Source organism: Micromonospora sp. NPDC047465, from assembly GCF_040643125.1.
Lineage (GTDB): Bacteria > Actinomycetota > Actinomycetes > Mycobacteriales > Micromonosporaceae > Micromonospora.
Map to the genome: position 1 here is coordinate 1 of NZ_JBEYTP010000060.1, position 25120 is coordinate 25120.

General features: G+C 72.4%; 12 protein-coding genes and 5 tRNA genes. 10 read left to right on the top strand and 7 right to left on the bottom strand.

Features of this window, described 5'->3' with window-relative positions; all coding sequences use genetic code 11:
• Positions 1–92: 92 nt before the first annotated feature.
• The 3 genes from ABZ793_RS31560 to ABZ793_RS31570 all read right to left on the bottom strand — a co-directional run bounded on the left by ABZ793_RS31560 (position 93) and on the right by ABZ793_RS31570 (position 4674).
• Positions 93–3020, bottom strand: a complete 2928-nt coding sequence (locus ABZ793_RS31560; protein ID WP_357464003.1) for a M36 family metallopeptidase — start codon at positions 3018–3020, stop codon at positions 93–95.
• A 323-nt stretch (positions 3021–3343) separates the two neighbouring features.
• Complete coding sequence (locus tag ABZ793_RS31565; protein ID WP_357464006.1) at positions 3344–3919, bottom strand: TIGR03086 family metal-binding protein; 576 nt, start codon at positions 3917–3919, stop codon at positions 3344–3346.
• 152 nt (positions 3920–4071) lie between these two features.
• Complete coding sequence (locus ABZ793_RS31570; RefSeq protein WP_350711691.1) at positions 4072–4674, bottom strand: TetR/AcrR family transcriptional regulator; 603 nt, start codon at positions 4672–4674, stop codon at positions 4072–4074.
• Between the two features lie 272 nt (positions 4675–4946).
• Between ABZ793_RS31570 and ABZ793_RS31575 the strand changes: the two genes are divergently transcribed.
• The 3 genes from ABZ793_RS31575 (at position 4947) to ABZ793_RS31585 (ending at position 5212) form a co-directional block, all read left to right on the top strand.
• A tRNA-Gly gene (locus ABZ793_RS31575) sits at positions 4947–5019 on the top strand.
• A 34-nt stretch (positions 5020–5053) separates the two neighbouring features.
• A tRNA-Cys gene (locus ABZ793_RS31580) sits at positions 5054–5124 on the top strand.
• A 13-nt stretch (positions 5125–5137) separates the two neighbouring features.
• Positions 5138–5212: transfer RNA gene (locus ABZ793_RS31585), tRNA-Val, on the top strand.
• A gap of 486 nt (positions 5213–5698) precedes the next feature.
• Here ABZ793_RS31585 and ABZ793_RS31590 read toward each other — a convergent pair.
• A complete protein-coding gene (locus tag ABZ793_RS31590; RefSeq protein ID WP_357464009.1) occupies positions 5699–7360 on the bottom strand; it encodes a helix-turn-helix domain-containing protein in 1662 nt (553 codons plus the stop codon).
• A 313-nt stretch (positions 7361–7673) separates the two neighbouring features.
• Positions 7674–7913 (bottom strand): DUF6458 family protein, encoded by a 240-nt coding sequence (locus ABZ793_RS31595; protein ID WP_357464012.1) that lies wholly within the window; start codon positions 7911–7913, stop codon positions 7674–7676.
• 176 nt (positions 7914–8089) lie between these two features.
• Between ABZ793_RS31595 and ABZ793_RS31600 the strand changes: the two genes are divergently transcribed.
• The 6 genes from ABZ793_RS31600 to ABZ793_RS31625 all read left to right on the top strand — a co-directional run bounded on the left by ABZ793_RS31600 (position 8090) and on the right by ABZ793_RS31625 (position 21308).
• Positions 8090–8162 (top strand) — tRNA-Gly (locus ABZ793_RS31600).
• 49 nt (positions 8163–8211) lie between these two features.
• A tRNA-Val gene (locus ABZ793_RS31605) sits at positions 8212–8286 on the top strand.
• Between the two features lie 197 nt (positions 8287–8483).
• Positions 8484–9494 carry an NAD-dependent epimerase/dehydratase family protein gene (locus ABZ793_RS31610; RefSeq protein ID WP_357464015.1) on the top strand — a complete coding sequence of 337 codons (1011 nt, stop codon included), beginning with the start codon at positions 8484–8486 and terminating at the stop codon, positions 9492–9494.
• A 635-nt stretch (positions 9495–10129) separates the two neighbouring features.
• On the top strand, positions 10130–13849 hold the full coding sequence (locus tag ABZ793_RS31615; RefSeq protein ID WP_357464018.1) for a LamG domain-containing protein: 3720 nt from the start codon (positions 10130–10132) through the stop codon (positions 13847–13849).
• A 130-nt stretch (positions 13850–13979) separates the two neighbouring features.
• Positions 13980–20858 (top strand): polymorphic toxin-type HINT domain-containing protein, encoded by a 6879-nt coding sequence (locus ABZ793_RS31620; RefSeq protein ID WP_357464021.1) that lies wholly within the window; start codon positions 13980–13982, stop codon positions 20856–20858.
• Between the two features lie 102 nt (positions 20859–20960).
• A complete protein-coding gene (locus ABZ793_RS31625; RefSeq protein ID WP_357464024.1) occupies positions 20961–21308 on the top strand; it encodes a hypothetical protein in 348 nt (115 codons plus the stop codon).
• Between the two features lie 105 nt (positions 21309–21413).
• On the opposite strand, the gene ABZ793_RS31630 is transcribed toward ABZ793_RS31625, so the two are convergent.
• Positions 21414–22409, bottom strand: coding sequence for a nitroreductase (locus ABZ793_RS31630; RefSeq protein WP_357464027.1), 996 nt, complete (start codon positions 22407–22409; stop codon positions 21414–21416).
• A 303-nt stretch (positions 22410–22712) separates the two neighbouring features.
• On the opposite strand from ABZ793_RS31630, the gene ABZ793_RS31635 reads away from it, so the two are divergent.
• Positions 22713–23351, top strand: coding sequence for a response regulator transcription factor (locus tag ABZ793_RS31635; protein ID WP_357464030.1), 639 nt, complete (start codon positions 22713–22715; stop codon positions 23349–23351).
• A gap of 90 nt (positions 23352–23441) precedes the next feature.
• Here ABZ793_RS31635 and ABZ793_RS31640 read toward each other — a convergent pair whose 3' ends face one another.
• On the bottom strand, positions 23442–25118 hold the full coding sequence (locus tag ABZ793_RS31640) for a GAF domain-containing protein (protein WP_357464047.1): 1677 nt from the start codon (positions 25116–25118) through the stop codon (positions 23442–23444).
• Between the last annotated feature and the right edge of the window lie 2 nt (positions 25119–25120).

A 25120-nucleotide genomic window follows, 5' to 3' on the forward strand; every position in this document is an offset into this window, starting at 1 on the left:
GAACGCCGACATCGCCGCAGACGCGATCAAGGAGTTCGGCATCAAGGCGATCGACGGGTCCAAGGGCGCCCGCGACGCCTACAAGCTGCTGGTCACTTCGAGAACGCCTGGAACTCCGCGATCCGCACCTGCGTACGCGCCGGGCTGGCGGTCGCGCAGTCGGTGGTGGTCGCCGGGTCGTCGTCCTGCTCGCCCGCGTAGTCCGGCCCGCCGGTGCACTGGCTGGCCAGGACCTCCAGCCGCAGGTGCGTGGCCAGCGTGGTCGGCACCGGGAACTCGCGCAGGTTGATGTCCCGCACGTACGCCCGGTAGGCCCCGCCCGGGAACGCGTCCGCCGCGCTGGTGTGGATCCGCTGCCAGTTCGCCGGATCCGCGCAGTCGGTGGTCTTCGCGTTGCACGCCGACACCGCGAACGACCGCAGCGCGCTGAGCGAGTTCTGGCTGCCCGGGTCGGCGTCGCCGGTGATCGACGGGCGCAGCATCGCGCTGACGTTGATCCGCTTCACGACCTGCGGCGCGTCGCCGGGCAGCGCCACGGTGACCTGCTTGCCGGCCACCCCGTCGAGGGAGGCCCAGTTGGTCGCCTCGGTGTCGTCGGCGATCCGGTCCAGGTTGACCCCGTCGCCGGTGATCGTCGCGCCGGAGGCGGTGGACGCCAGGTTGCGGCTCATCCGCAGGTCGACGTACCCCTCCTTGCCGGCCTTGGCGACCACGGTGAGCCGCTGGTGGCCGAAGCCGGGCGCGACGGCGAGCAGTTGGTACGTGCCGGGCACCAGCTCGATCCGGTCCGGCAGCGCCGTCGCCGGGTCGGTGTCGGCCACCGGGACCGCCCGCGCCTCGTACGCCCCGACGTACACCCGGATCGGCGCGTCGGCGCTGTCGCCCTTCGGGCGGAGGGTGAGCACGGCGTTGTCGGCGTCGGGGGCGGCGAAGCTCGGCGTCGGGTCGGTGTCGGAGGCGCCGTTGCTGGCGGCGTCCCGGCCCATCCCGGAGCGGGCGAACTCGGCCCAGAGCAGGTCCTGGTTGGCGCCGCCGAAACGGAGCAGGTCGGCGGTGAGCATGTTGTCCCGCATGTCGAGCATGCTGACCTGGCTGGCGGCCTGGAGCAGGAACGAGTCGAAGACGAGTTGCGCCCAGCGCCGGTTGCCCGGGCACAGGTCCACCGCCACCCTGCCCTGCGCGCAGTCGAGCTGGCGTTGCGGGGTGCCGACGCCGTACCGCTTCATCAGCGCGGCACGGACCCGGAAGTTGGTGGCGCTCCAGATCTCGCCGTCGGCGTGCACCGCCGGCCCGCCGGTGTTGTAGCCGACGTCGGAGTAGTTCAGCGGGCTGCGGCTGAAGTCGTGGTTGCGGATGCCGCTGACCAGGTTGCCGGTGACGTACCCGCCGGTGACGTAGGGCGTCTCGCCGGGGGCGCGCAGCCCGTGCTCGAAGAGGTACTCGGCGGCCAGCAGGTCGCTCCACGACTCGCCCATCGAACCGCCCTGGTGCCCGCCGATGCCGCTGTCCGGGCCGGCGATCATCCGGTTGGTGATGGCGTGGGTGTACTCGTGCCCGATCACCGTCATGTCGTAGTCGCCGTCGACGCAGGGCGGGTACGGCCCGCCGGCCTGCGGCTGCCACAGGTACATGTTGGTGGTCGGCGGCAGCCCGTCGCGCGGCGTGCCCTGGTTGGCGTTGTTCCGGTTGCCGCTGAGCGCGCCCTGCTGCGCGCGGCCCTGCTCGGCGTCGCCGCCCCGGCCCTGCGGGGTCAGGTTCACCGCCTGGAGGTTCCAGGTGGCCTCGGTGAAGCCGAGGTGCCAGGCCCAGTCGTGCATCCGGTTGTGCATGGCGAAGAGGTTGGCGATCGCGGCGTCGCCGTCGTTGCGCTGCGCCGAGGTGAACACCGCGGGGTTGCAGCGGGCCTGGTGCCACTGGTCGGTGAACGGGTACTCGTAGCGCCGCTCCGGGCTGGGCGTGACCGGCACGGCCGGCGTGCCGCCGCCCCAGGAACGTACGGTGTTGGCGGAGTTGCCGCGCGCGGCGCCGGTCGGCGTGCCGGTGGCCGCGTCGACGTCCCACGGCTGCCCGGTGGCCGGGTCGCGGAACGCCTCCCGGCACTCCGGTGCGGGGTCGCCGCACCAGCGCACCCGGGGGTCCTGCCCGGGGCCGAGGTCGCGCGGCGGGGTGGCCGGGAAGACGGCCCAGCTCGGGTTGTCGGAGTCGAAGTCGACGAGGTCCTCGCGGACCAGCACCTGCCCGGTGATCCCGTCGACGTAGGTGGTGAACGCCTCCGGGTGGTCGTCGTCGGCGCCGATCAGGGTCACCTCGTACGCGGCCCGGGGCCCGTCGAGCGGGGTGGGCACGGCGACGGCCCGCACGCTGTGGCTGCGGACCGCGTCGGCGGCCAGGCCGGCGTCGGCGAGCGCCGCGGCGTACGCCTGCTCGTCGGTGAGGGTGGCGGGCGCCGGCGCGGCGGTGTCCCGGGAGAGCGAGGAGCTGACCGCGAGGACCGTGCCGGCGGCGACCGCGACGGTGACCAGGCCGTCGTGCCCGGCCGGCAGGGCGCCGAAGCGCTGCCGGAGGGTGACCACCGCGCCGTCGCCGATCGGCCGGACCAGCAGCCGGTCCATCGCCTCGACCGCGGCGGCGTCCAGGCCGAAGAGGTCCTGGTTGCCGGTCAGGTACGCGCGGGCGGCCGCCTCCGGGTCGCTGGGGAGGCCGGTGGCGAGCGGGGCGTGGGCGGGGCCGAGCGCGTGCGGGGTGCCGAGCCGGTTCCAGCGGACGTCCGGGTCGGCCTTGCGGGCCAGGCCCCGCTGCCGGGCGTCGGGGGCGGCGGTGCCGGGGCGGTTGTCGACGTCGGCGTGCTCGTGCCCCTCGGCGAACGGGCCGGAGCGTCGTTCGGTGGCGGCGCCGCCGGTGGGGACGGCGGCGGTGGGGCCGGCGGGGAGCAACGCGGCCACCACCGCGGTCGCCGCCAGGACGGGAACGAGCCGGCGTCGACGCCGGCTCATCCAGGGTGTCCACTCCGGTTGTGCCACGGGACCTCCTCGTGGGAGCGGGGGTGGCCGGCCCTCCGCCGGCCGCGCAGTGCGGTTAAGCATGCGCATCTGTGGATATCAGCCCTGGTCGGCGGGGACAAGGGCCACGCCTACTCAAGGCGGCCCCGGCCGCGATGACGGCTCCACGGATCGCGGCTTCACGGATCGCGGCTTCACGGATCGCGGCTCCACGGATCGCGGAGACCGGCAATGGTCGATTGCTGGAGCGCCACGGGCTCGTCGGCGACGCACCCCGGCCCGCCGCCAGGAGAGGTGGTCGCCGCGCTGGTGCCGCCCGGGTGACGGTGGGCGCGACGCGGGGGCTACGGCGCCCAGTCGGGGTCGCGGCCGAAAGCGGCGACGAGGCGGTCCTGCTGGTCGGCCTCCGCCGGCACGTCGGCCTCCGCCCGGATCAGCCTGTCCCGCTGGTAGTCGCCGATCCGTCGGCCGAACCAGCGGGCGCACTCGGCGACCGCGTCGGCGTCCAGCCGGGGGTCCGCGCCGATCGCCACGGCCAGGTCCCAGCCGTGGATCAGGTGTTCCGCGACGAGCTGGTGCAGGTACTCGTCCGCCGGGGTCTCGCCGGCGGAGAGCGCGACGGTGCGCTCCAGCGCCCCGGGGTGGGTGAAGGCCAGCTCCGCCTGCGCCGCCGCGTCCCGGGCCGCCTCGACCGGATCCGGGCCGAGCACATCGCCGTCGTAGTGGTCGCCGACCTCCTCGATCGTCCGGCCGGCGAGCAGCGGCACGCTCCACCGGTCCTCGCCGACGACGTGGTTGACCAGCGCCCGGACGTCCCAGTCCGGGCAGGGGGTCGGGTCCGACCACTGCCCGGGGCCGACCAGCTCCACCCGGTCGGTGAACTCGGCCAGGCTGCGGCGGTACGTCTCCAGCGGGTCCATGCCGACGATTGTTCCGGGTGGCCTCGGGGGCCGAGCCGTTTTGCCGGCTTCGGGCGGGGATGAGCGCATCGACCGAGCCCGTCCGTTCCATCGCGCTCAGGTGACGGGCCTCGGTCGAGCTGGTCCGCTCGTCGGCCTCGGGCGGTCGACAGTCAGTCGAGCTGGTCCGGGTCCAGCCCGAGCTCGCGGGCGGTGACCAGGCGGACCCACTCGGCGAGCTGGCGGCGGGAGATCACCCGGTCGTGCACCGCGAGCTGCACCGCCAGGCCGTCCATCACGGCGCTGATCCGCCACGCGGCGCCGGCCGGATCGGCGCACTCGAAGGTGCCGTCGCGAACACCCTCCGAGATCACCGCCGCGAGGTCCTCCCGCCAGCGCAGGTCGAGCCGACGGGAGACCTTCTCCAGTTCCGGGGTGCGCAGCGACTCCGCCCAGCCGTCGATCCACATGGCCCACGACGTCGCCCGGCCGGCCGGCGTGTAGAGCTTCACGATCCGGCGCAGCTTGGTCAGCGGCGGGGCGCTGGACCGCATCACCGCGTCCAGCCGGGCCAGGTCCTGCTCCACCGCGTACGCGAACGCCTGCGCGAGCAGCCGGTCCTTGGTGGCGAAGTGGTAGAAGACCAGCGCCTGGCTCACCCCGGCCGCCTGCGCCACGTCGGCCGTGCGGGTGTTGGCCAGACCCCGCTCCACGATCACGTCACAGGCCGTGCGCAGCAGGGCATCCAGGCGGATCTCGGCCGCACGTCTCGTCACGCCGTTACCGTAGCGCATCAGATTGAACACGGGGCGTCACGGATCACGGCCCGTCCGCCCTCCAGAGAGTCGGAAGCCGGACACTTCGACCACGCCACGACTGACCCGCTATTTCCGCCTCGGACCGGGGGAAAGTGGTTGTTCAGTCTCCTAGGAAGCTCAGGGGTGGGGTGGCCCGCCACCGTCGGACGCGCCGAGAAGCACCCCGATTTGGCAACCGCTCGTCGGCTCGGCTAAAGTTCTCACCCGTCACCGGTTAACGCCGGGGACACGCGGACGTAGCGCAGCTGGTAGCGCATCACCTTGCCAAGGTGAGGGTCGCGGGTTCGAATCCCGTCGTCCGCTCGGAGATGCCGCCACGCATGACGGGGGCAACCTCGGTGGGGTGGCCGAGAGGCGAGGCAACGGCCTGCAAAGCCGTGTACGCGGGTTCAAATCCCGTCCCCACCTCGGCAACAGACGAGGGCGATTGGCGCAGTGGGAGCGCGCTTCCTTGACACGGAAGAGGTCACTGGTTCAAACCCAGTATCGCCCACCAGAACGAAGGCCCGTCACCATCCGGTGACGGGCCTTCGCCGTTTCCGAACGCCGCTGTGCCGAGCCTCCGCCGCGCAGGACGCTGCCGTTCGGACCGCCGCCGTTCGCGGGCCGCGCCCGGATCGCCCCGGTGCACCCGGAGCGACGGGCGACCACGGCCGCCCGCCCGCGGTGTCGTCGCGGACGGGGCGGCCGCACCCCCCCCCGGAGCCGGCCGGACGCGTCCCCCGTTGCGGCGCGTCCGGACGTCGGTCGTCAGCTCACCGGATCGCCGGTCGGGCTCGAATGGTGGCGTCCTCGCCGCCGTCTCCCCGCACACGGTAGGGAGCACCGCCGGCCGGGCGCGAGGACCGATCCGCACAGCGGCGGCGCCGGCGGTGTCGGGCTGCACAGCGACCGCGACCGGCGCCGCTGCTCCGGGGCGCCCGGGTGGGAAGCCACCGGCGGTCAGGCGGGCGGCCACCCGGCCGGGGCGTCGACCAGGCGGTCAGGCGGGCGGCGGCCCGGCCGGGTCGTCGACCAGGCCCGCGCCGGCGGTCGCGTCGAGGGCCCGCAGGGCGAGCCAGAGCTCGTGTCGGGCGCTCGGCCCGCGCAGCAGGGAACGCCCCAGCGCCTGCTCGGCACGGCCTAGTCGTTTGCGTACGGCGGACACCGAGACGCCGAGCGCGGTGGCGGTGTCGGGCAGTCGTGCCTCGGCGCGCAGCCACGCGCGTACGGTGATCAGGGCGACGGGCGTACCGCCGGCCTCCAGGGGGGCGAGCTGGCCGCGCGCCCAGAGGCGCAGGGCGGGGGTCGTCAGCAGCCGGTCGAGGCCGACCCACCGGCTGCCGGCCGCCGCCCCCTGCCCGAACGCGTCGTCCGCGCCGCCACCGACGACGGGCGGTGCCTCCGGCACGCCTTCCGGGGTCGCGGCGGAACCGAGCAGGTGCAGGGCCAACCACGCGACCGACTGGTCGGAGATCCGGGACAGGTCGAGCCCGAGGCGGTCGCGTAGCAGCGCCAGCCGGGCCGCCAGGGTGTTGCGGTGGATCCGCAGGTGCCGGTGGGCCGCGCCGTCGAAGGCGAGCCAGGAGTTGAGGGTGGCGAGCAGTTCCTGCCCGTCGGGATCGATCCGTCGGGCCGGCCGGTACGACAGGCACGGCGCCAGCAGCGTCCGCGCCCAGTCCTGCCCGGCGGCGCCGAGCAGGGCGCGCAGCTCCGTCGCCCGGTCGAAGCGGCAGTGCCCGTCCGGTCCGTTCCGGGCCACCGCGAGAGCGTGGAACGCCTGCTCGTAGCCGGCGGCGGTGCGGCGCAGCGGGACCGGCTCGCTCACCCCGATCCGCGTCCCGGGCACCCGTCCGGTGACGAGTCTCCCCAGCGCGTCCGCGTCGCCGGCCTCTCGCGGCCCGGCGCGGTCCGGGGCCGGCACCAGCGCGATGAGGTGCCGGGAGCGGACCGGGCAGGGCACCACCCAGGCCCGCCCGCCCAGTGCGCGGGTCACCTGCCCGGCCGCCTCGCCGCGTCGCCGGGGCGCGCACTCGACGACGCACACCCGGACCAGGTCGGGCAGGTGGGGACGCAGTGCCGCGGCGATGCGCCGGGCCGGTGCCACGTCGCCGACCATCAGCAGGTGCAGCACCGCCTCCCGGCTGCGCACGTCGCCGGCGGCGACCCGCCGCCGGGCCTGCTCCGAGCGTTCCAGCCGCCAGCAGAGACCGAGGACGCGCGCCGCGTCGGCGAGCAGGTCGCCGGGGAGCGGGTCCACCACCGCGAGCCAGGGGGCGGGCTCGGTCCCGCGGTCGGGGTCGCACCCCGCGCCGTCGTCGGGCTCCCCGGCGCCGAGGGAGACCAGGTGGACGGTGGGCGCGCCCGCGCCGCCCCGCACGGCCGCCGGTGTGCCGCGTCGGTGCAGCTCAGGTACGGCGCGGGCGGCGGCGCCCAGCACGGTCCGGTCGAGCGGGTCCGGGCCCGGGTGGACCGTCAGCAGGGTGCCGTCCACGCCGATCATGGCCGCCGCGGTGGATCGACGGGCGAGCGTGTCGAGGATGGCCCGGACGGGATCGGGGCCGGCGGCGAGGCGGGTCATCGCGACGACGGCCTCGGCGCGCTCGAAGCGGACTCGCGACGGCTGTCGTCCGGGCGTTCGCGACCCGTCCTGCTCCGTCCGCACGACAGCAGACGGTAGTACCCGGGTGGCGAGGGTCACCAGGAGAGGCGGCGGAGGGGTGACGCCCGGCACGCCGGCGCTCCCGCCCCTCCGGGAAGCGCTCCGGGTACGGCCGCCGTAGGCGGCGGGGTCGGGCGGTGCGCCGCCCGCCCGACTGCGGCCTGCGCGCCGTCGGGCGTGGGGCCGCCGTGCGGTCGGCGTACGGCGGGTGGGGCCGGTGACGTCGACGTGCCGGCCACCCTCGCGGGGTGCCCGGCACGTGCGTCGCGGTGCGTCCGGCGACCGTCCGACTCCGTCGGCCGCGCGGGGCGGTCGGTCAGAGCGGCGGGGCGACGTCCCGGCGCTCCTCGACCCGCCGGTACTCCACCGGTTCGGTCGTGCTGACCACCTGGCGGCGGCGTCCCCAGATGAGCGTGGTCATGATCAGGCCGAGCACGCCGGCCGCCATCAGGATCCAGCCGACGACGTCGAGGTCGATGCCGCCGAGGCTCGCGTCGAGCGCGAAGGTGAGGATCGCGCCGAGCGCGATCAGGAAGATGCTGGTGCCGATACCCACGACAGCCTCCTTGGTCAGGGGATGTGGTGTGCTGTCGAAGGAGGTCAGTACCCGGTGGCTGACCAGCGCAACCATCGGCTGCGCGGGAATCGCCCGCGGCGGCCGGTGGGGCGGCGTGCCGGGCGATCTTGCCGTCGGGTAGAGTTCATCCCGTCGCCGGGGAACGCCGGCGGCACGCGGACGTAGCGCAGCTGGTAGCGCATCACCTTGCCAAGGTGAGGGTCGCGGGTTCGAATCCCGTCGTCCGCTCGCATCCCGCCCCTGCCGGCCCGGCCTGCCGGGCCCAGGTGGCCACCACGGGCGATTGGCGCAGTGGGAGCGCGCTTCCTTGACACGGAAGAGGTCACTGGTTCAAACCCAGTATCGCCCACCAGATGATCCGCGAGGCCCGTCACCGTCGTCGGTGGCGGGCCTTCGTGCTCTCCAGGCGTACGGACGGGTGGTGCGCCCGGCCACCCGTGTCTGCCTCCGCCCGCGTCGCCGTCGCCCGCCGGATCTTCTGCCGTGGGCAGATCCGCTCACCGTGAACAGGTGGCCGGACGACCGGTCCGAGCCGGCACAGTGGAGCCCATGAGACTGCTGGTGTTGGGTGGGACGGGTTTCGTGGGCGGCGCCACGGTCGCCGAGGGGGTGCGTCGGGGCTGGTCGGTGACGGTGTTCAACCGGGGCCTGCACGGCGCGGCGCCGGAGGGCGTACGCCGGTTGCGGGGTGACCGGACCGCGCCCGGCGGCCTGGCGGCGCTGGCGGAGGGCGAGTGGGACCTGGTGGTCGACACCTGGGACGGTGCGCCCCGGGCGGCGCGGGACGCCGCCCGCGCGCTGGTCGACCGCGTGGGCAGCTACGTCTACGTCTCCAGTGGCTCGGTCTACGCGCAGCCGGTCGTCGACGGGGTGGGCGAGGAGGCCCCCGTGGTGGACGCCGAGTCGGACGCCGACGACGGTGACTACGCGCACAACAAGGCCGGCGGTGAGCGGGCCGTGCGGGAGGTGTTCGGCGACCGGGCGCTGCTCGCCCGGGCCGGGCTGATCCTCGGGCCGGGGGAGGACATCGGCCGGCTGCCCTGGTGGCTGGAGCGGATCGCCCGGGGCGGGGAGGTGCTGGCGCCGGGCCCGGTCGACCTGCCGTTGCAGTACGTCGACGTGCGGGACCTGGCGGGCTGGATGTTGGACCGGGGCGCGGAGGGGTTGGGCGGGACGTTCAACGTGGTGAGCCGCACCGGGCACGCGACCATGGGTGAGCTGCTCGACGCCTGCGTCGCCGTCACCGGCGCCGACGCCCGGCTGCGGTGGACCGACCCGGAGCCGATCCTGGCCGCCGGGGTGGTGCCGTGGAACGACCTGCCGGCCTGGATCCCGGCCGGGCACGAGTACCGCTGGTTGCAGGAGCGCGGCGTCGAGAAGGCGTACGCGGCCGGGCTGACCTGCCGCCCGGTGGCGGAGACGGTCGCGGACACCTGGGTGTGGCTGCGGAGGGTGGGCACGGTCCCGCCGCGGGCGGGCCGGCCACAGCGTGCTCCGGTCGGTCTGGCTCCGGAGCGGGAGGCGGCGTTGTTGTCGGCGACGGGCCCGGCCCGGGCCTGATCCCGCTTCGACACCACCGGCACGACGGCGGCCGTCCGCTGTCCTGAGTGGACGGCCGCTGTCGTGCTGCCGGAAAGCGTTCACCGTGGGTGGTTTCCCGGTGCCCGGTGAGCGGCGAAGTCCGGTCCGAAGTCACGGACGGTGATCGATATAGACAAGGGTCGGGGGCGCCCCTACAGTTCGGCCGACTGGTTCTCATCTTCCACGGGGGATTGCGATGACTACTGGCCGCTGGCTGCTGCCTGCGCGCAGGTCGAGAGGCGCCCGTTCTGCCTCGGGCAGCGGCAGAAGACGGTCAACGGGACGGTCGAGCACCGGTGGTCGTTCACCGGCACCTTCGACGCCACCGGTCCGCTCCACGTGGGCGCCGCCCGGTACACCCCACCCGGCGGCAGCACCCTGCTGGTCGACCGCTGGCGCGGCGACATCGACGACGTCGGCCTGTACCAGGGTGCGCTGACCAGGTCGCCGTGGAGCAGATCTTCACCGAGGAGTCCACGGCGGCCACCGACGCCGTGGGCTGAGCACCACCGGTTCCCTTCCACCTCACCAAGTTCCGCCGTTTTTCGATCACGCCTTGGAGGCACACGGTGACACGCGTCCCGAATGCATCACGCAAACAACCACCAAAGCCCATGAACCGTACTCGCGTGGCCGTCGCCGCGCTCGTGGCCGGGACGCTCGTCGCCTCGGTCCTGGGGGTGCCGTCGGCGGCCCAGGCCGCCCCGGCGGTGCCGCGGACCGATCCCTCGGTGGCGCCGGATGCGGGGTCGGCGGCGGTGGCGGCGGTGCGGTCGGGTCGGCGGGTGGAGGTGGCGTCGGCTCGGACGGAGTTGACGCAGGTGTTCGCGAATCCGTCGGGTGGGTTCACGTCGGAGTCGGCGGTGGTGCCGCAGCGGGTGAAGCGGTCGGACGGGTCGTGGGTGGATGTGGATCTGTCGTTGCGGCGTGGGTCGGATGGTTGGCGTCCGGTGGCGTCGGTGGCGGATGTGCGGTTCTCCGATGGTGGTGTGGGTGCGGCGGTGACGTTGGTGCGGCGGGGGAGGTCGTTGTCGCTGTCGTGGCCGGGTGGGTTGCCGAAGCCGTCGGTCAGTGGTGATGCGGCGACGTACGGGGAGGTGTTGCCGGGGGTTGATCTGGTGTTGCGGGCGACCCGCACCGGTTTCACGCATGTGTTCGTGGTGAAGTCGGCGCAGGCGGCGGCCAACCCGAGGCTGCGGGAGTTGCGGTTCGATCTGGGTGGGGACGCCCGGGTGGTGCGGGGCGCAGACGGGCGGCTGACGGCCATGGCGGGTGGCGAACTGCTCGCCTCGGCAGACGCCGCCGTCATGTGGGACTCGAACGACACCTCGTCGGCCGCCGCGGCCCGGTCGGCCGGAGCGGACCGCGCGCCGGCGGCCGACGCCCCGACCGGTGGCGGGCTGCCGTCGCGGTCGTCGGCGGCGGCGCCGGGCGACGCGGCGAAGACCGCGCCGGTGGGTGTCGAGGTGGCCGGCGGTGACCTGGTGCTGCGGCCGGACGCGAAGCTGCTCGCCCCGGCGAACGCGACGTTCCCCGTCTACATCGACCCGGCGTGGTCGACCGGCAAGTCCCGGTGGGCGTACGCGACGAGCAACAACACCAACAACACCGACACGACCGTCGCCCGGGTGGGCAAGGACCCCGAGAGCGGCAGGCTGTACCGCTCCTTCTTCGACTTCCCCCTCACCGCCATGAAGGGCAAGCACATCGAGTCGGCGTACGTGCAGATGAAGCTGGACCACTCCTGGTCCTGCGGAAACACGCCCACGTACATGTACCACTCGGGTGGCATCGCCTCGACGCCGCGCACCGGATGGTCCCCCAAGCTGAACAGCCTCAGGTCGTCGGCCAGTTCGCACGCCAACGAGGGCTCGGGCTGCTCGGACTCGCCGCAGCCGGACATGACGGTCAACTTCACCGGCTCGGCGGTCACCAGCGTCATCCAGACCCACGCGACCAGCAACGCCACGAACATCACCTTCGGTTTCTGCGCGTGCAGCGCCACCGACGGCTCGGGCGAGTCGACCACCGACCGGTGGAAGAAGTTCTTCCCCAACAACGCCAAGCTGATCGTCGACTACGACAACATCCCGGGCAAGCCCAGCAGCCTCCAGGCAGCCGGCGTGGCCTGCCCCACCAACACCACGCTGGTCATCGGCACCCTGAAGCCGACCTTCTCGGCGATCTTCCCGGACGCCGACAGCACCCAGGCGCTGACCACGGCGTACGAGTGGGTGCAGGTGCCCGCCAACGGGGTCATCGACGCGTCGACGCCGCGCCGGACGCCACCCGCCGGAGCGTCCGTGCCCGCCGGCGGTCGTTCCACCACGGCGGCGGTGACCGTGTCCGAGGCCGTCACGTACGCGTTCCGCGCCAGGGCCACCGACCCCGCCCCCTACAGCCGCACCAGCGTCTGGTCCGACTGGTGCAAGTTCATGGCCGACACGAAGGTGCCCCCGGTGACCGCGACGCTCACCTCGGCGCCCCCCGTGCCGGGCACCGTGGCCACCTTCGCGGTCCGCTCCACCGACACCACCGTGACGAAGTTCCGGTACGGCTGGGTCAACCCGCCGACCACGGAGATCGCCGCCACGACCGGCACCTGGACCGACCCGTCGACGGGCGCCACCGTCACGGGCAAGCAGGCCAGCGTGTCGCTGATGGTGTCGAAGTACGGCCAGAACACGATCTCCGTCTCCGCCGTCGACGGCGCCGGCAACATCGGCTACGGCTCGCACGAGTTCACCGCCGCCCGGCCGACGCCCGCGATCGCCCGCTGGGGGCTGGAGAACTACCCGGGCGTCGACCCGGGACCGATGGCGGACAGCCAGCCGACGCTGGCCGGCGACAACTCCTTCACCGGAGGCAGCGTCTCCTGGACCGGTGACCTCAGGTTGATCCGGGGCGAGACGGCCTCCTTCAACGGCACCTCCTCGTCGTTGACCACCTCGACCAAGGTCGTCGACACCACCAGGTCGTTCAGCGTCGCCGGCTGGGTGCGGCTGAACTCCCTTCCGACGACGACGGACATGGTGGTGGCCTCGCAGGAGGGCGTGAGCGCCGCCGGGTTCCACCTCGGCACGCGTCTCGAAGGCTCGCCGTCGACGCCGCGCTGGTCGTTCCTGATGAAGGACACCGACCTCCAGTCCAGCGCGAGCCGGGCCGCGTTCAGCAGCACCGCGTTGACCTCTGCGGACGTGGGCCGGTGGACGCACATCGCGGGCGTGTACGACAAGACCGCCGGCAAGGTGCGGCTCTACGTCAACGGCGCCCTCACCGCCGAGGTCGCCCGGACCGCCACGCCCTGGAGCGCGAACGGCAAGTTCGCCGTGGGGCGCGGCTGGAGTTCCGGCGCGGTGAGCAACTATTTCAAGGGCAACCTGGCCGACGTCCAGGTCTACGACCGGATCCTCGTCGACCACGACTTCGTCGGCCAGTCCGCCGAGGATCCGGAGTCGGGCGGCTTCGACGAGCCCGGCATGCTCAGCGCCGTCAAGGTCGGCGACTGGACCTTCTCCGGCGCCCAGCCCTGCTACGAGGAGTTCCTCGACCCGACGCTGTGCAGCGCTCCCGAGGCCGGCCAGTTCGGCCGTCACCTGGCCCTGACCCAGGGCAGCAACGTCGGGGCCGGGCACCGTGACGACGGGCTGCTGCTCGACGCGGTGCACTTCACGGAGGACACGACCGACCCCTACTACGGCCTGGCCACCCGCGAGTACGGCCTCTCCCAGGACAACCTCGGCGAGCCCCAGAACCCCGTCTGGCAGAACGGCCGGGTCCTCCGCACCGACCAGTCCTTCTCTGTCGCGGTCTGGGTGCGCCCGTCGGCGCTCGGCGGCACGCAGACCGCCGTCTCCCAGATGGGCGCGAAGCAGTCCGCCTTCTACCTCGGGCAGCGCGCGAAGGTGGTGAACGGCGTGACGGAGAACCGCTGGTGTTTCAGCGTCTTCGGAGCGGACAGCGACCTGAACGGCAACAGCAAGGAAGCACAGATGATGTCCGGGTTGATGAACGAGGAGGACGACCTCTCCCGGTGGACCCACCTGGTGGGCGTCCACGACGCCTCCCGACGGGAGATCCGCCTCTACGTGAACGGCGTCCTCGAGGCCAACATCCCCTTCGGCACGGGCACCTTCACCGGAGCGTTCGACTCCACCGGCCCGCTGGTCGTGGGCGGCGCACAGTGGACGCCGGCCGGGGGAGCGCCGAGCATGACCGACCGGTGGCGCGGTGAGATCGACGACCTTGGTCTCTACCAGGGCGCGTTGACGGACACCGCCGTCAAGATCCTCTTCAACTCCGAGTCCGCCGAGACCGTCGAGCCGGTCGACTGACCCCCCTCTCACCCCTCTTCCTCTCCATCCCTGCGACCGAGCCTGTGGAGGCACAGTGAAACGCGTCCCGAAACCACTCCTCGAACCACCACAAAGGCTGCGAAAGCGGCCTAACCGGATCCATGTCGCCGTGGCGGTGGCGCTCACCGGCACCCTCGCCGTCTCCGGCCTGTCGGCACCCGCGCAGGCGGCGCCCGACCCGACGAAGCTCACCGGCCAGCGGGAGAAGCTCGACGAGCACGGCAGCACGGCGCAGGGGCGGGCGTACCCCTTCAAGGAGGCGGAGAGCGCGAAGCTCGCCGCCCCCGTGTGGCCGAAGCCGGGCAAGGCGTCGGTGACCCTGCCCGCCGCCCCGGCCGGTGCGCGGGCCGCCGCTGCTGCGGTGAAGGCGGGAGCGCTGCCGGTGTCGGTGAGCCGCGCCCCCGGCGCGGCGGGCGACCGGGCGTCGGCGGTGTCCGTGGAGGTGCTGGACCGGTCGGCGGTGCCGGCGCGCTGGCGCGACGGCCTGCTGCTGCGCGTCGGCGGCGGCACCGCCGACCAGCCGGCGGTCAGGGCGGGCGCGACCAGCGCGCCGGACGGGGCCGCGCCCCAGCCGGCCGCCGCCACCGTCTCGGTGGACTACCGCGGCTTCAAGCACGCCTTCGGCGGCAACTGGTCGTCGCGGCTCACCCTCTGGCAGGTGCCGGAGTGCGGGCTGCGCACCCCCGGGAAGGCCGGGTGCGCGGCCACGCCGCTGAAGTCCCGCAACGACGGCAGCTCCGTCAGCGCCGAGGTGCCGGTCACGGCGAGCGGCGCGGACGCGCGGAGCGCCGGCACCGCCACGCTGGTGGCGTTGGCGGCCGGTGCCTCGGGGCCGGAGGGCGACTTCTCCGCCACCCCGATGTCGGCCAGCGCGACCTGGTCGGCGGGCACGTCGACGGGCGGCTTCACCTGGTCGTACCCGATGCGGATGCCGCCGGCCATCGGCGGCCCGGCACCTACCCTGGGCCTGTCCTACACCTCCGACAAGGTCGACGGTCAGTCGGACGCGTCGAACAGCCAGCCGTCGTGGGTCGGTGAGGGCTTCGACCTCTGGTCCGGCTACATCGAGCGCAGCTACGTGCCGTGCGCCGACGACATGACCGGCGGCAACAACAGCACCAACCGCACCGGCGACCAGTGCTGGCGGTCCGACAACGCCACCCTGTCGCTCAACGGGCGCGGCGGCGAGCTGATCTACGAGGCCGGCAAGGGGTGGCACACCCGCAGCGAGGACGGATCGAAGATCGAGAAGCTCACCGGCGCCGGCAACGGCGACGACAACGGTGAGCACTGGAAGGTCACCACGTCCGACGGCGTGCAGTATTTCTTCGGCCTGAACAACCTGCCGGGGCAGGGCAGCGCGACGAACTCGGCGTGGACCGTCCCCGTCGCCGGCAACCACATCAACGAGCCGTGCAACGTCTCGTCGTTCGCCTCGTCGTTCTGCAACCAGACGTGGCGGTGGAACCTCGACTACGTCGTCGATCCCCGTGGCAACACGCTGTCGTACTGGTACGACAAGGAGACCAACTACTACGGCAAGAACGCCACGTCGACCAACAAGGCCCTGTACACCCGGGGCGGCGTGCTCAAGCGGATCGACTACGGCACCTGGGACCGCGGCGCCACCGACCGGTCCGTGACCCCGCTCGCGCAGGTCGTCCTGAACAGCGTCGACCGGTGCGCGTCGGACTGCCACGTCAAGGACGCGGCGCACTGGAAGGACGTGCCGTGGGACCAGGAGTGCACGGCCGGGGCGGCGGACTGCAAGGAGAACTACGGGCCGACGTTCTGGACCACCAAGCGGCTCTCGACCGTCACCACCCAGGTGTGGGACACCACCAAGACCACCCCGGCGTGGCAGCCCGTCGACTCGTGGACGCTCGGCCACACCTACCCGGCGGTCGGTGACGGCAGCGACCACGCCGGCCTGTGGCTCAGCTCGTTGCAGTACAAGGGCCTCGTCGGCGGCACGGAGGCGATGCCGCCGGTGACGTTCGAGCCGGTGTCGATGCCGAACCGGGTCCTCAGCAAGAACAACACCAGCAACAACCGGATGCGGATCGGCAACATCGTCACCGAGACCGGCGGCAAGATCCAGGTCACCTACAGCCTGCCCGACTGCACCTCCGGCAGCCTGCCGTCGGCGCCGGAGACCAACACCCGGCTCTGCTACCCGGTGGTCGGCCCGGACCCGTACGACTCCAGCAAGGAACTCACCGAGTACTGGCACAAGTACGTCGTGAAGCAGGTGTCCGAGTCGGACATCATGGTCATGGCCAGCGGCTCCGACCGCGGCCAGCCGGTGCAGAACACCTACTACAAGTACCTGGGCACGCCGGCGTGGCACTACGCCGACGACAACGGCCTGGTCAAGCCGAAGCGCAAGACGTGGAACCAGTTCCGCGGCTACGCCCAGGTCGAGGTCCGCAAGGGCGACGCCCCGGCGCAGACCCTGACCCGCACCACCTTCCTGCGGGGCATGCACGGCGACCGGCTGAACAAGTCCGGCGGCACCCGCGAGGTCACCGTCGCCGCGTCCCTGGGCACCGAGACGGTGTACGACGAGGACCAGTTCGCCGGCATGGTGCGTGAGCAGGTGCTCTACAACGGCGTCGACACCAAGCCGGTCAGCAAGACCGTCAACGTGCCGTGGCGCTCGCCGGCACTCGCCACCCGCACCATCAACGGCGACGAGGTCACCGCCCGCTGGACCAACACCCGGATCACGTACAACGGGACCGCCCTGGGCGTGGACGGCGGGTCGGGCTGGCGGGTCTCGCGCACGGTGTCGAACTTCAACGACACCTACGGCACCACGGACAGCATCCAGTCCGACGGTGACATCGCCAAGACCGGCGACGAGAAGTGCACCACCTACCTCTACAACCGCAACACCGGCGCGAACATCACGCAGACGGTCAAGCAGACCACCGTCAAGGCGGTGCCCTGCGCCACCGCGCCCGCCAGCCAGGACGACATCCTCGCCGACGAGCGGACGTTCTACGACGGTGCGACCAGCGTCGACACCGCGCCGACGACGGGTGCGGTCACCCGGGTCGACCGGCTGAAGGACTGGTCGGCCGCCGGCGGCACCGTGTGGCAGACCGTCAGCCAGGCCACCTTCGACGCGTACGGGCGGCCGAAGACCGCCACCGACACGCGCGGCCGGACGGTGACCACGGAGTACACCCCGGCCACCGGTGGGCCGGTCACCAAGGTCGTCACCAAGACGCCCGACCCGAACGGCAGCACCACCGACTGGACCACCACCATCGAGACGCGGCCGTACTGGGGTGCCCCGATCCGGACCACGGACTACAACGGCCGGGTCGCCGACATCGAGTACGACCCGATGGGCCGGCTCGCCCGGGGCTGGAAGGTCGGCTGGTCGAAGGCGGACCACCCGACGAGCCCGTCGGTCGAGTACACCTACTCGTACGCGCCGAACCGGGACGCCTACCCGTACACGAAGAGCCGGACGCTGCACGCCGGGGGCGGCTACCTGACGGCGTACGACATCAAGGACGCCTTCCTGCGGCCGCGCCAGACGCAGAAGGCCGGCGTGGGCGGCGACCGGGTGGTCACCGACACCCTGTACGACACGACCGGCCGCGCCGTGACGACCTACCAGGCGCACGCCGAGCCGGGCGCGCCCTCGGGCGCGCTCTGGTGGGAGCCGGAGTGGTCGGTACCGGCGCTGTCGAAGACCGTCTACGACAACGCGTCCCGGGCCACCGACGCGGTCTTCTTCGGCACCGACGGCGTCACCAACCTCGTCGAGAAGTGGCGCACCACCACCCGGTACCTGGGTGACACCATCACGGTGACCCCGCCGCAGGGCGGCACCGTCACCACGACGAAGACCGACATCGAGGGCCGGACCGTCGAGCTGCGGCAGCGGGTCGACAGCACCGGGGTCGAGCCGGACCACGTCACCACGTACACCTACAACCGCAAGGGCCAGCTCACGCTGGTCAAGGACACCGGCGGCAACGAGTGGGTCAACGCCTACGACGTCAAGGGCCGGCAGATCACCGCGAAGGACCCGGACAAGGGCACGACCACCACCACGTACACCGCGTACGACCAGGTGGAGACGACCACCGACGCCAACGACAACGTGCTCGTCAACGAGTACGACTCGCTGGGCCGGCGAATCGGCCTCTACCAGGGCAGCCTCGCGGACGCGAACAAACTGGCCGAGTGGAAGTACGACAAGCTCTACAGCGGCCAGACCGTCCGCGGTCAGCTCACCCAGAGCATCCGGTACGAGTCGGCGGGCTCCGCCAACGCCTACAAGTGGCAGGCGCGCGGCTTCAACACCCGCTACCAGCCGACCGGGGCGAACTACGTCGTCCCCGCCAACGAGGGCACCAGCCTGGCCGGAACGTGGATCTACGGCTACGGCTACTCGCCGTACGACGGCAGCCCGGCCAGCATCACCTACCCGGCCGGTGGTGGTCTGACCACCGAGACCGTCGAGACGAAGTACGACCCCGTCACCGGCCTGCCGACGGAGCTGGCCACCAACCTGATCAACGTCGGCCGCTACGTCATCGGCCAGGACTACACCCAGTACGGTGAGCCGACGCTGACCACCCGCAAGGTCGACGGCGGGGTGTACGTCCAGGACACCACCTACTACGACCTCACCACCCGGCGGGTCGACCGGGTGAAGGTCAAGCCGGAGACCGCCACCGGGACGGTGGCGGACACCCGCTTCACCCGGGACGCGGCCGGCAACATCCTGTCGATCGCGGACACCCCGGAGGTCGGCGCGGCCGACACCCAGTGCTTCCGCTACGACGAGCTGCGGCGGATGACCAACGCGTGGACGCCGAAGTCGGGCATCGACTGTGCGGCCGACCCGGGCCTGCCCAACCTGGGCGGCCCGGCGCCGTACTGGCACGAGTGGACCCTCGACGACGTCGGCAACCGCAGCACCGAGAAGGTGCACACCGCCGCAGGCGACACCACCCGTACGTACACGGCGCCCACCAGCGGCAAGGACGTGGTCCGTCCGCACGTCGTCACCCAGGTCGTCACCGAGGCGCCGGGCCAGTCGGCGGTCACCACGAAGTACGCCTACGACGACGGCGGCAACATGACCTGTCGCCCGGTCGGCACGGCGGCGAACAACTGCGACAACGGGACGAACTCGCAAACGCTCAGCTGGAACTCCGAGGGCAGGCTGGCCTCGGTGAGCGCGGGCGGGCAGACCGTCGAGACCAACATCTACGACGCCGAGGGCGCGCGGCTGATCCGCCGCGACGCCACCGGCACCACCCTCTACCTGCCGGGACAGGAGATCCGGCGCGAGAACACCTCGGTCGTCACCGGCACCCGCTACTACAGCTTCGCCGGCAAGATGGTGGGTAACCGGACGCCGAATGGGTTGACCTGGCTCTACACCGACCACCAGGGCACCCAGCAGACGGCGATCAACGCCGGCACCCAGGCGGTCACCGTCCGCCGGCAGACCCCGTACGGCGATCCGCGCGGCAGCCAGCCGCAGTGGAGCAACAGCAAGGGCTTCGTCGGCGGCGACAAGGACCCGACCGGTCTGACCCACATCGGTGCCAGACAGTACGACCCCGGGTTGGGACGGTTCATCTCGGTCGACCCGATCCAGGACCTGGCCGACCCGCAGCAGTGGAACGCCTACGCCTACGGCAACAACAGCCCGATCACGTTCTCGGACCCGAGCGGCCTCAAGGCATGCTCCGACGACGCCTGCGGTCCGGGCGCCGACTACGAGGACATGTACGGCAACTACCACGAGGTGCCGGGCGACAACGACGGCTGCGGCGGCAAGTGCGGCGGTGACGACTGGGCCGCCGCCCAGGCCGCGCACGAAGCCGGTGGCGGCAACGGCGGTGGGAAGGGCGGCGGCAAGAAGGGCCCCACCGACGAGGAGATCAAGCGCGCCAAGGAGGTCAAGAAGCAGCGGGCGATCGACATCATCCTCAAGGCCGGCGGCGAGCTCCTGATCCAGTTCTTCGGCATCGACGACATCATGAAGTGCATCGACGGCGATCTGAAGGCCTGCGCCTGGTCACTGTCGAGCATGCTGCCGGTCGGGAAGGCGCTTCAGTTCCTCCGCAAGGGCGGAGACATGATCAAGCTTCTCGGCAAGACGGGCAAGGCCCTGATGAAGTGGCGCGACGAGGCCAAGTGGGCCGATGACGTGCTGAAGAGGGCAGGGGACTGCCTGAAGCAGCAGCACAGTTTCGCCCCGGACACCAGGGTCCTCATGGCCAACGGTGACGAGAAGCCGATAGCGAAGCTGAGCGAAGGTGACCAGGTTGTCGCCACGAATCCCGAAACAGGCGAGACCGCCGTCCGTCAAGTCACCGACACTCATCGTCACGAGGACGTGGACCTGGCTGATGTCCGGATCGCTGTCGCCGGGGCGGGGGATGCCGTACTCAAGACGACGCAGCACCACCCCTTCTGGAGCAAGACCAGGAGCGAGTGGGTCGACGCTGGTGATCTTCGGATCGGCGAGCGGCTGCGGACAGCCGACGGCGAGGATGCCGTTGTTCGTGCCATCCGTTCCTATGCCGGCGCTGCGATCATGCACGACCTCACTGTCGAGGACATCCACACCTACTACGTGGTCGCCGGCGACACCCCTGTTCTCGTCCACAACTGCGGTCCGGAACTGAGTGGGGTCGGCGGAAAGCAGTTCGGTGACAAGTGGGGCAGCCACTCGAAGGAGTACAAGCTGGATCCGGGTGACCCCGCTGCCCGGGAATGGTTCAGGAAGCGGATTCACGAAGTGCGGAACGAGAGCGACGAGGTGCGGCAGGGTCCGTACAACCCGCAGCGGGGTGGAGCCGACGACTACTGGTTCTACCGGAAGGGCGACGACCTGCTGATCACCAAGGGGGACGGAACGTTCGTCACGATGTTCCCGCTCGGCACTCGCGGCAACGGCTGGTACGACAGAGCCTCGCGCATCCAGTGCGGCTGCCGTGGCTAGTCTGGTTCCTGCGGGGACGCTCCACCGCGTAGAGGAGTCTTCGTGACAGGTCGTCCTGAGATGTTGGATCCGAACGGTGTCACGGGTCGGAGAGCGAGGGCCGTGTCTGAACTGGTCGACGGCGACGGCAAGCCGGCGGCGTTGCAGATCGGCCTCACCGACGGCTCGTCCGTTGTCTGCACCGTCTGGACGGACTGGTCCCTGCTGTTGGAGTGGAGGCCCGATTCGGGCGTGCCGGACTACCTCTGGCCGCCCGAGGGATTCTCTCGCGAGCCACTCGTTGCTGACATCCCGGAAGGTGGGATCGAGGTGATCTCGATCGCGCTGGAAAACGACGAAGTCGGTATTCCCGTCCAGGCCCGAATTGAGCTGGAGGGATGCGTCCTGGATGTCCAGTCCATCGGTGGAGAGATCGACGTCTCCGTTGCACCCGATGGTTCTCGGGGCTAGCCACCGATAACCTGCCAGGCCGGCCCGGGCGGTGATCACACATGTGACTGCCGCACGGGCCGGCCGCTGTTTGCCGGCTTGACCGGCAAGCTCGCAGAACCTCGCTCAGCAGTACTTCATGTCGACCTGGGGCTGAAAGCTGAACAGGTCCAGCACCTCGTCCACATCCCGGCGTGGGGTCGGCCAGCCCGGCTGGCCGTACCCGATGCGCATCACCATCTGCGGCGTGCCGAACCGCCCCAGCGACAGCCGCAACCGCTCCCGCGCGCTCGGCACCTCGATCGGCTGGGACAGCATCGACACCGCCAGCCCCGAATCCGTCGCGGTCAGCAGCACCCGCTGCAACGCCTGGCCGGCGACGACCTGGTCGACGGCGGTGTTGCCGGGCGAGCCGAGCACCACGACCAGCGGCTCCGGCTCGAAGTCCCGCCCCGGCGCCCGGTCCAGACCGCCGAAGCCCCGGGAGGGCAGCAGGTCCTGCGGCTCGCCCAGCGGGCCGCCGGACGCGACCGGCACCCCGTCGGGGGCGGGGGCCGAGCGCACCCACTCCTGGCGTTCGGCCACGTACGCCGGGTCGCGTTCGAGGACCCGGTGGGCGCTGCGGGCGATCTCGGCGAACGCGTTGACGGCGCTGACCCCGATCAGCAGCTCCAGCCAGCAGTGCTCGGCGCGGGCCGCCTCGGCCAGCCGCCAGCGGGCGTCGGCGGGCACCGGGTCGGGCCAGAACGGCGCCCGGTTGCTGAACCGGCGGGGGATCGCCGCGTGCAGGGCCTGCTCGGCGGGGGTGGGGCGGCGCGGCACGTCCGGGACCAGCCGGGCCACCACGTCCGGCTCCGCCGGGTAGGGACGCAGCCGTACGGTCGCCGGGGCGCCGGCCGCGGCGAGGGAGATCCGCAGGTTGAACAGCGCCGCCCCGCAGGCGATCCGGACGCCCCAGCCGTTCGGGTCGGTGGCCGGCAGGCGCCGGGCCGGGTCGACCAGCACCTCGATGCCGCCGTCGCGCAACCGGAACCGCCACGGCTGGGTGTTGTGCAGCGACGGTGCCCGTACGGCGTCGGTCGCGGCGGCCCGTAGCTGCTCGACGGTGAAGCCGGTGTCCATGATTGTGCTCCTTCCCGTGGCAGGTCGTGCCGCCCCTTCCGGTACACCTCCACGGTGCGTCAGCGGGGCGGGGCGCGGGCAGGGCCGGACGTCCCGTCCCGCCGGGCCCGACCGGCCCCGTGCCAGGTCAGGGGCCCTCGGCCCGACCGGCTCCGTCGCAGGTCAGGGGGCCTTCGGCCCGGCGGGCTCCGCCCACCTGCCCACGGGCGTCCCGGTGGAGTGGGGCCGGACGACGGCCCGGACGGGCCGGTTCGGGACCTTCGGCCCGTGCGGAACCCGGTGGGTACGGGGTAGAAACGAGGGATGATCCGCGTGTTCCTGCTCGACGACCACGAGGTCGTCCGTCGTGGCCTGGCCGACCTGCTGCAGAGCAGCGGTGACATCGAGGTGGTGGGCGAGTCCGGTCTGGCCCAGGAGGCGGCCCGCCGCATCCCGGCCCTGCGGCCGGACGTGGCGATCCTCGACGCGCGGCTGCCCGACGGCAACGGCATCGACGTGTGCCGGGACGTCCGGGCCGTGGACTCGTCGATCAAGGGCCTGATCCTCACCTCGTACGAGGACGACGAGGCGCTCTTCGCGGCGATCATGGCCGGCGCCGCCGGCTACGTGCTCAAGCAGATCCGCGGCACCGACCTGGTCGACGCCGTGCGCCGGGTGGCGGCCGGCCAGTCGCTGCTCGACCCGGCGATCACCACCCGCGTGCTGGAGCGCATCCGCAGCGGCGTCGAACAGCCCCGCGAGCTGAAGTCGCTCACCGAGCAGGAGCGGCGGATCCTGGAGTACGTGGCCGAGGGCCTCACCAACCGGGAGATCGCCGGGAAGATGTTCCTGGCCGAGAAGACGGTGAAGAACTACGTCTCCAGCGTGCTGGCCAAGCTCGGCCTGGAGCGCCGCACCCAGGCCGCCGTCCTCGCCACCCGGCTCCTCGGCAAGGCCCGCTGACCGCCACCGACCGTCGTCCTGCCCCGTCCCGTGGGGCAGCTCGACAGCGCGCGGGAGGACGCCCGCACGAGCGGGCGCCGGGTCGCGGCGTCAGGCGGGCAGGGGGACGGACCAGTGGAGTTCGGTGCCGCGGGGCTCGGCCAGGCGCACCTCGAACTCGCCACCGTGCCGTTCGGCGCGCTCGCGCAGGTTGACCAGCCCGCCGCGCGCGGCGGCCGGGTCGCAGCCCACCCCGTCGTCGGTGACGGTCAGCGTCACCCGGCCGGCGTCGACGCGCACCGCCACGGTCAACCGGGTGGCCTGGGCGTGGCGTACGGCGTTGGAGAGCGCCTCCCGCAGCACGGCGGTGACGTCGGGACGGACCTCGTCGGGGACGGCGCTGTCGATCGGCCCGGTCAGCTCCAGGCGGGGCCGGTAGCCGAGTGACTCGGCGGCCACCTCGACCGCCTCGCGGATCTCGGTGCGCAGCGCCGCGCTCATCGGGGTGCGCAGCTCGAAGATGGTGCGGCGGATGTCCTTGATGGTGGCGTCCAGGTCGTCGACCGCCGCGTTGATCCGCTTGGCCAGCTCCGGCCGGGTGGCCATCGGGGCGGCGCTCTGCAACTGCAGGCCCGTGGCGAAGAGCCGCTGGATGACCACGTCGTGCAGGTCCCGGGCGATCCGCTCGCGGTCCTCCAGGACCACCAGCAGCTCCCGTTCCTCCTGCCCGCGGGCCCGTTCCATGGCCAGCGCGGCCTGCCCCGCGAAGCTGCCCAACAGGGCCATGTCGTCGTCGGTGGCCACGGGCAACCGGTCGGGGCGGTGCGCGATCACCAGCACGCCGTGCAGGGTGTCGGCGGTGGCCAGCGGGGAGACCACCGCCGGCCCGGTGCTCAACAACGCCGGCCAGGGCGCGGCGTGGGCCAGATCCGCCACCTGGTCGTGCCGGCCCTCGGCGACGGCGGCGGCGAAGCTCGTCTCGGCCGCGGGCAGCACCGTGCCGACCAGCGCGCCGGCCTGCTCGCCCGCCCCGTCCACCACCTCGACGGTGAACTCCTCGGCGTCGGGGTCGTAGAGCAGGACCAGCGCCACCTCCGCCTCGGCGACCTCGCGGGCGCGCCGCGCCACCAGCGCCAGCGCGTCGGTGCGGCGCACCTCGCCCAGCAGCACGCCGGTGATCTCGGCGGTCGCGGCGAGCCAGCGCTCCCGCCGGTGGGCCAGCGCGTAGAGGCGGGCGTTCTCGATCGCCACGCCGGCCGCCGCGGCGAGCGCGACCACGATCTCCTCGTCGTCCTCGGTGAACTCCGCGCCGCCCTGCTTCTCGGCCAGGTAGAGGTTGCCGAAGACGTGGTCGCGGATGCGCACGGGCACGCCGAGGAAGCTGTGCATCGGCGGGTGATGCTGCGGGAACCCGTAGGACTTCGGATGCTGGGTGATGTCGGGCATCCGCAGCGGGCGCGGATCGTCGATGAGCAGGCCGAGCACGCCCCGCCCGTGGGGCAGGTCGCCGATCTTCGCGTGCAGCTCCGCGTCGATGCCGTGGGTGATGAAGTCGTGCAGCATCCGGTCCTGGCCGATCACGCCGAGCGCGCCGTAGCGGGCGCCGGCCAGCTCGCAGGCCGCCTCCACGATGCGTTGCAGGGTGCTGCGCAGATCCAGGTCGGTGCTGATGCCGACCACCGCGTCGAGCAGGGCCCGCAGCCGCTCCCGGCTGGTCACCACCTCGCCGACCCGGTCCAACATCTCCTGGAGCAGCTCGTCGAGCCGGATCCGGGACAGCGGGCTCAGCC